The following is a 7,957-nucleotide window of genomic DNA, read 5'->3' as shown; positions in this document are numbered from 1 at the left end:
CCCGTCGCGGCGCCCGGCCTGGCGGTGCGGCCCTTCGCCACCGGGCTGGACCATCCGCGGTGGCTGTACAAGCTGCCGAACGGCGATATCCTGGTCGCGGAAACCAACTCGCCCGGTACCGATATCCGCACGCTGAAGAACCGCATCGCACGGTTCGTCATGGGGGCGGTCGGCGCGGGCGAGAAAAGCCCGAACCGCATCGTCCTGCTGCGCGACACCGACGGCGACGGCGTCGCGGACCAGCGCAGCGTGTTCCTGGACCATCTCTATTCGCCGTTCGGCATGGCCCTGGTCGGCGATGCGCTCTATGTCGCCGATGCCGACGCGCTGATGCGCTTCACCTATCATCCGGGGGCGATGCATATCGACGGTCCGGGAACGAAGGTGGCGGACCTGCCGGCGGGCTATAACCATCACTGGACCAAGAACGTGCTGGCCAGCCCGGATGGCCGTACGCTGTATGTCACGGTCGGCTCCAACAGCAATGTCGCCGACAACGGCATGGCGATGGAAGAGGGGCGCGCGCGCATCGACCGGTTCGACATCGCCACCGGTGCGCTGCGCCCCTTCGCCACCGGGCTGCGCAACCCCAACGGCCTGGCGTGGGAGCCGCAGACCGGTGCCCTGTGGACGGCGGTGAACGAACGGGACGAGATCGGCAGCGACCTGGTCCCCGACTATGTCACCTCGGTGAAGGAGGGGGCGTTCTATGGCTGGCCCTACAGCTATTACGGGCAGCATGTCGATGTGCGCGTCCGGCCGCAGCGGCCCGACCTGGTCGCCAGGGCGATCGCGCCCGATTATGCGCTGGGACCGCACACGGCGTCGCTGGGCATCGTGTTCTCGCAGGCCAGTTCGCTGCCCGAATCCTGGCGCAGCGGCCTGTTCGTCGCGCAGCACGGATCGTGGAACCGCGCGCCCAAGAGCGGGTACAAGGTGCTGTACGTGCCCTTCGCCGATGGCCATCCCGCCGGACCGCCGCGCGACGCGCTGACCGGCTTCCTGACGCCCGACACCGACCATGTCCATGGCCGGCCGGTGGGGCTGGCGCTGGACGGCCAGGGGGCGCTGCTGGTGGCCGACGACGTGGGTAACGTCGTCTGGCGGGTGACCGGCGCGCCGCATCGCTGAAGCTTTTTGACGCAAATGCCTGTATAAGGGCTGGCGATAATCGCTGCGGCTGGAAGATGATGCGTGAACGGACGATTGGCCCCCTGCTGGCAGCCGGCGTGGTCGGACTTGCGGTGTTCGCCGCCGCCATGTTCGGCGTCCTGACGCGCCCGTTCGGATTGCTGGCGGAAAGCTGGCCGGCCAATGCGCTGCTGCTGGGGTTGTTCATCGCCTTTCCCACCCTTGCCCGTCCCGGAAGCTGGCTGGCGGCGGTGGCGGCCTATCTGCTGGCGGACGGCCTGGCCGGGGACACGCTGCTGGTCAATGTCTGGCTGACGGCCGCCAATATGGCGGGGGTCGCCACCGGGTACGTCCTGTACCGCGCCATGGGGGCGGAACGCCGGCGCATGGACCAGGCATCGGCCATGCTATACCTGTTCGTGGTCTGCGCCTGCGCGGCGGGCGCCGCGGCGCTGGTCGGGTCGGGCCTGTCCACCATGATGTTCAACCGGCCGGCCTGGGCCGGTTTCGCCGTCTGGTTCAGCACGGAATGCAACCGCTATGTCATCCTGCTGACGGTCTGCCTGGCCGGGCAGAGATGGCTGGGCGAGCGCAGGCGGCTGTCCTGGACGCCCGGATGGCGCCATGTCCGGCATGTGGGGCCGCTGCTGACATTGGCGCTGTCGGTCGGGCTGATGGTCCTGCTGGGCGGTCCGGGCGCCATCGCCTTTCCGGTGCCGGCCCTGCTGTGGTGCGCGCTGGCCTATCCGATCTTTCCCATGAGCCTGGTCGTGGTGGCGTTCAACACGGCGATCACCACCCTGCAGGTCGAGGGATTGATCGTCATTCCGCACGTCTACAGCCATACCCTGGTCACGACGTCGTTCCGCCTGGGGCTGACGCTGATGGTGCTGGGGCCGCTGACGGTATCGACGATCATGGAGCGGCAGCGGCAATTGATCGCGCAACTGCATCGCGCCGTCGCGTGGGACAGCCTGACCAGCGCGCTGGCCCGGCGGACCTACCTGGAACTGAGCGAGGAGGCGCTGCTGCGTCCGATATCCGCGTCATTCAAGGGGGTCGCGGTGATGATGCTCGATCTCGACCTGTTCAAGCAGATCAATGACGGGATGGGACATTTCGCCGGCGACGTGGTGCTGGTCGAGGTCACCCGCGCGATCGCCGGCGAATTGCGCCACACCGACCTGTTCGGGCGGATGGGCGGCGAGGAATTCGCCATCACCCTGTTCGATATCGCTCCGCAGGACGCGCGCAGCCTGGCCGAGCGGCTGCGCCACCGGGTCGAAACGCTCGAGATCACGACCGATGGCGGTGCTGCGATCTTCGTCACCATCAGCATCGGCATGGTGCACGCATCCGGCCACGGGCTGACGGGCCTGCGTCCGCTGCTTGCCGCGGCCGACGCCGCGTTGTACCTGGCAAAGGCCGGCGGCCGCAACAAGGTCGTGATGTTCGACGCCGAAAGCAACAGCGAGGCGGATGTCTGCGCATAGACGATGTGCGGCGCATGATGCCGTCCGTCCGCCATGGAAGGAGACTCTGTCATGACCTGGACACCCAATCCCGAACGCTATCGATCCGCGACCTTCCGCCGCTGCGGCCGGTCGGGGCTGGATCTGCCGCCGATCTCGCTGGGGCTTTGGCATAATTTCGGCGGTATCGACGTCTTCGAGACCGGACGCGCGGTGATTCGCCGGGCCTTCGACCGGGGCGTGACGCATTTCGACCTGGCCAATAATTACGGCCCGCCCTACGGCTCGGCCGAGGAGAATTTCGGCACGATCCTCAGGAAGGATTTCACGGCGCATCGCGACGAGATGATCATTTCGTCCAAGGCCGGCTGGGACATGTGGCCCGGTCCCTACGGTGCCGGCGGATCGCGCAAATACCTGCTGGCCTCGCTCGACCAGAGCCTGCGCCGCATGGGCCTGGATTATGTCGACATCTTCTATTCCCACCGTCCCACGCCCGACGTGCCGCTGGAAGAGACGATGGGCGCGCTGGTGCAGATGCATCGCCAGGGCAAGGCGCTCTATGTCGGCATTTCCTCCTATGGACCCGAACGGACCCGCCAGGCGGCCGAGATCCTGCGGGCCGAAGGCGTCCCGCTGCTGATCCACCAGCCGTCGTACTCGATGCTGAACCGTTGGGTCGAGACCGCATTGCTGGACACGCTGGCCGAGCTGGGGGTGGGCTGCATCGCCTTCTCGCCGCTGGCGCAAGGGTTGCTGACGAACAAATATCTGAACGGCGTGCCGGCCGATTCCCGCGCGGCGGCGGGCGATTCCTTTACCGCCGCAATGCTGACCGAGGGCAATCTGGCCCATGTCCGCGCGCTGAACGACATTGCGCGCGCGCGGGGGCAGAGCCTGGCGCAGATGGCCATCGCCTGGGTGCTGCGCGATCCGCGCGTGACGTCGGCGCTGATCGGCGCGCGCAACGTCGCGCAACTGGATGACTCGGTGGACGCGCTGAACGGGCTGGCATTCAGCGATGCGGAACTGACCCTGATCGATCGCTATGCGCACGAGGGCGGGATCGATCTGTGGCGCGATCTGGGGTGACGGGAGTGGGTCACCTGCGCCCAAACGTACTATAGAGAAAAACGTGGAAAGAAAATCGAGGTAAAATTTCGTCGGCGGTCCGCAACTTTGGCCGCCGCGGAATGTTGCTCTTGCGGTCGGACGTTAACGATCGGTGAGCGAAAAATTAACATCCGGTGTGCCGGATGTCGGAAAATCGGTCATCGGACGCGGGCGGCCGGCCGGACACAGAATTACGTCAAAAAACCTAGCTTATTATTGTCATGGACATCCTTATCCGACCGCTGATCCTGCCCGGTCGGATGACGCTCTGGCCTGCGGTGCCGGCGACGGCCTTGCCGACGATGCGCTGTTCGGATTTGCCGGACATCGTACGTCGCGGGTGGCGAAGGGCGCTTTTTATCGCGTCGAATCCCTGAAGACGCAAGAAAATATAAAGAACAATATAAATTGAAGAATTTCCGGATTATTTCAAAAATTAAAAAGATATTTCATAATATATATTGAGGCGAGAAATGGATACGTCGGCGGCGCTGATTCATGAAACGCGATATCCGTTGGTTGTTGATCTCGACGGCACGTTGATTGCCTCGGATCTGTTGATCGAATCCTTTTTCAGTTGCGTCGGGCGAGAGATCAGCTCCCTGCCCGCGCTGTTCTCGTCGCTGTGGCGCGGCAAGGCGCAGTTGAAACAGGACCTGGCGGGGCGTGTCGAGATCGATCCCGCGACCCTGCCATATCAGGACGCGGTGCTGGCGGTGATCGACGAAGCCCGCGCCGCCGGGCGTCCGGTCTATCTGGCGACCGCGAGCAATGCGCGCTATGCCGACGCGGTATCCGGCCATCTTGGCGGTTTCTCGGGCGTTTTTGCCAGCGACACCCAGACCAATCTCAGCGGCGCCAACAAGGCACGGGCGCTGATCGAGGCTTTCGGCGAGCAGGGTTTCGATTATGTCGGAAATCACCGGCAGGACCTTGAAATCTGGCGCCATGCGCGCCGCAGGCTGGCAATCGGGCTGGACGGCGCCTCGCTGCGCAGGCTGAAATCGTCCGATAACGTCACGGTTCTGGAAAAGCCGGGACAATCCCTGAAAACATGGATGCGTGCCCTGCGGGTACACCAATATGCCAAGAATGTGCTGGTCTTTCTGCCCGTCCTGGCGGCCCATGCGTTCGGCGTGCCGGGCTTGCTGCAAAGCATCGCCGCGTTCCTGGCCTTCTGCGTGACGGCCTCGGCGATCTATCTGGTCAATGACCTGGTCGATCTGGACGACGACCGGCATCACCCGTCGAAAAGACATCGTCCGCTGGCGAGCGGCCGCCTGTCGATTCATGCGGCACTTGCGGCCATTCCCGTGCTCGCGCTGTGCGCGGTCGCCCTGTGCATGATGCTGCCGGCGCTCTTTTCGGCCACGCTGCTTGGCTATGTCGTCCTGACCACCTGTTATTCCTTCTGGCTGAAACGCAAGCAGTTGGGCGATGTCGTGGGGCTGGGATTGCTCTACACCGCCCGGCTGGTCGGCGGTGCGGCGGCGACCGGCATCGTCCTGTCCGAATGGATCCTGGCATTCTCGCTGTTCGTCTTCACGTCTCTTGCGATCGTCAAGCGTTATACCGAATTGCTGGTGCGGCTGGACAAGAACCTGCCGGAATCCAGCAGCCGGGCATATCGCAAGGACGATCTGGGGGTCCTGGCGTCGCTGGCGGCGGCATGCGGCTGCAATGCGGTCACGGTGTTTTCGCTGTATATCGCATCGGATTCCGTAAGGGCGATGTATCGTCGCCCCGACGTTTTGTGGCTGCTGCCGCCGATCCTGCTGTTTCTGCTGGCGCGGGCGCTGATGGTCGCGCACCGGCGCCACATGCATGACGACCCGGTCATCTGGGCGTTGCGCGACCGCACCAGTCGGATCGCCATGATCTTCGCCGGGCTGATCGTCCTGGCTGCCGTATGATCCGCTGAAACCGTGGAACTATCCGTGATCGTCCGCGACATCATGCCCGTCGCCCCGTACGGTGGCGACGGCCGAGGCGACCAGGCGGCCGAAATTCCGGATGCCGAAGAACGGTGCGTCGGACCGGCTGAGCCAGACGACGACCAGCCGCCGCGACGGCACGATGGCGATGAACTGGCCCATCTTGCCCATGGCATAATAGGTGTCGTCGGGTACGCCGGCCATGATGGGCATGCCGACGGGCGGCGCGGCCGCCGGGGCGTGGCGGTTGGTCCACCATCCGGCGCCATAGTTGGCATTCAGGGTCGGCGTGGCGGAAAATCGCGCCCATCCGGCGGGCAGGATGCGCTTGCCGTCCACGATGCCGTCATTCAGGTACAGCGTACCGAACCGCGCCCAGTCCCGTGCCGAGGCCAGGACGCCGCTGGCGCCGATCGGCGTGCCGGTCGCATCCATTTCCAGGGTCGCGTGGCGCATTCCCACCGGCAGGAACAATTCCCGAAACGCGAAATCCTGGACGGACGCGCCGCTGCCCCCTGCGGCATCGCGCACGATGCGGGCCAGGATATGCGTCGTGGCACTGCTATAGGCCCAGCGCGTGCCCGGGGCCGAGACCAGCCCGGCCTGAATGTCGCCGGGGAAGGGGTCGGGAATGGCGAACATGTTCTGGATGCGCGGTCGCAGCAGATCCGTCCATCCGGCGGCTTCGTCCAGGTTCAGCCCACTGTCCATGCGCATCAGATTCTCGATCGTGATGGCGTGGCGCGGATCGTCGGGGCCATGCCAGGCAGGAATGGGCGCCGTATCCGCGACCGAGATCGCCCCGTCGCGAACCAGGATGCCGACCAGCGCATTCATGACGGACTTGGCGACCGAGAAACTGAAGACCGGGGTGTCGACGCCATATCCCGGTGCGTAGCGTTCCGCGATGATCCGCCCGTCATGCATGATGACGACCGCCTTGACCGGGTGACGGGCCGGCTGCGCGGAGGCGGCGAAGCTGGCATCCAGTGCCGCGTGCAGGGCCGGGATTGCCGTCTCGACCGGCGCGCTCTCTTCGGGATGGTCGGTCAGGACGCCGGGGAGGCGGACCGGCGCCAGGGACTCCCCCGGATAGACCAGGGTGCAGCCGATTCCGGGGCGATAGATCGCACGGCTGGAAAAGGCGCCGAGAATACTGGCACGGACGGTCTGATGAGCGTGGTCGACGTCGTAGCGCATCGCCTTGTCGATCCGTCCCATCAATCCGCCGGGCGTGCGGCGCTCGGCAATGGTCTCCCGCGGATCGACAAGGCTGACGAATGTCTCGCTGCAAATGTCATGTGCCATGCCGCCCGTCAGGATGCGCAGCGCCCGGTCGGGACGGGTCCATAATGCAGCGGACGCCAGTGCCGTGCCGCAAAGAACGATGGAAACGGCGGCAAGGTTCTTTTTCTTCATGATCGGATCCCTGGCGTGTGCGCGGCGCGTGGGGCCGTTCGGCCGATGCCCGCGTAAACAAGGCGCGGACAGCGGCCGGGTTGCACGGCAGCGGCTCTCGCGCGGCCAGGCCGATGCCGGGGCGGATGAAACTTTCCGTGCGGGAACGGGTTGGCGCTGTGGATTGTCGCGGGATGACCGCGAAGGCGGCCCCGCGTCTTTGGTTTTTGCGATCGCACGAATCGGATCGAGGTGAAAATGGAAGCGAGCATCGACACGATCACGGCGATCCCGCATGAACGATATGCCTTGCGGCATTATGCATCGTTCGCGATCGTTTCGTTCGGCGCGCTCTTGTCGCTGGCGATATCCGGATATGCCGGCGGACAGGAAAACAACCTCTATCATTTTCCGATTCTGGCCCGCCTGTATGACGAGCCGCAATTCGCCGACGATCCGTTCGTGCAGACCCTGCGCTTCTACGCGTCGGGATTCTGGCAGATGCTGGCCGGACGGGTGCGGGGCGAGGACGTCTATGCGCTGCTCTTCGTCCTGCAGATCTTCTCGCGGCTGGTGCTGTTCGCCGGCATGCTGGCCTGGGCGGCGTTGCTGGGGATCGAATCCCGGGGCAGGCAGCTCCTGTTCGTGACGCTGATCGCCCTGTCCACGATCCTGCGCGGCTACTCCAAGGCGGGCGACGGCGGACTGCTGATCGATTATTTCACGCATTCCGAACTGGCGAACGGCACGATGCTGCTGTCGCTGGCCTGGGCCGCGCGCCGCCGCGTCGCCGCCGCGTTCGCCATGAACGGTGTGACGTTCTTCATCAATGCGTTCGTGGCGGTCTGGACGGCGGCGCCGCTGGCCGTCATCCTCTGGGTCCAGTGGCGCCGGGGGATGTGGGCCGCG

Annotated in this window: 6 protein-coding genes and 1 pseudogene; 6 read left to right on the top strand and 1 reads right to left on the bottom strand. The window is 65.1% G+C overall.

Annotated features, from left to right (window positions below; translation table 11 throughout):
• From HUK84_RS07230 to HUK84_RS07210, 5 genes are all read left to right on the top strand, one after another.
• On the top strand, positions 1-1,131 hold a 1,131-nt coding region (locus HUK84_RS07230), incomplete at its 5' end, for a PQQ-dependent sugar dehydrogenase (protein WP_176639685.1).
• 56 nt (positions 1,132-1,187) lie between these two features.
• Positions 1,188-2,624, top strand: coding sequence for a GGDEF domain-containing protein (locus HUK84_RS07225; RefSeq protein ID WP_176639684.1), 1,437 nt, complete (start codon positions 1,188-1,190; stop codon positions 2,622-2,624).
• Between the two features lie 51 nt (positions 2,625-2,675).
• Entirely contained in the window at positions 2,676-3,695 is a 1,020-nt protein-coding gene (gene mgrA, locus HUK84_RS07220) for an L-glyceraldehyde 3-phosphate reductase (protein WP_176639683.1), read from the top strand.
• Positions 3,696-3,828: 133 nt separating this feature from the next.
• Positions 3,829-4,128 (top strand): hypothetical protein, encoded by a 300-nt coding sequence (locus HUK84_RS07215; RefSeq protein ID WP_176639682.1) that lies wholly within the window; start codon positions 3,829-3,831, stop codon positions 4,126-4,128.
• A gap of 61 nt (positions 4,129-4,189) precedes the next feature.
• A complete protein-coding gene (locus HUK84_RS07210; RefSeq protein ID WP_176639681.1) occupies positions 4,190-5,629 on the top strand; it encodes a UbiA family prenyltransferase in 1,440 nt (479 codons plus the stop codon).
• Between the two features lie 18 nt (positions 5,630-5,647).
• Here the strand turns inward: HUK84_RS07210 and HUK84_RS07205 are convergent, their stop codons facing one another.
• Positions 5,648-7,069, bottom strand: a complete 1,422-nt coding sequence (locus HUK84_RS07205) for a serine hydrolase domain-containing protein (RefSeq protein WP_176639680.1) — start codon at positions 7,067-7,069, stop codon at positions 5,648-5,650.
• A gap of 237 nt (positions 7,070-7,306) precedes the next feature.
• On the opposite strand from HUK84_RS07205, the pseudogene HUK84_RS07200 reads away from it, so the two are divergent.
• Positions 7,307-7,957 (top strand): annotated as a pseudogene (locus tag HUK84_RS07200) (hypothetical protein); the annotation flags it as partial.

The organism is Nguyenibacter vanlangensis, from assembly GCF_013376155.1.
Classification (GTDB): Bacteria; Pseudomonadota; Alphaproteobacteria; order Acetobacterales; family Acetobacteraceae; genus Gluconacetobacter; species Gluconacetobacter vanlangensis.
The sequence above is the reverse complement of the archived record's forward strand: the minus strand, read 5'-3'. Positions and strand labels throughout refer to the sequence as shown.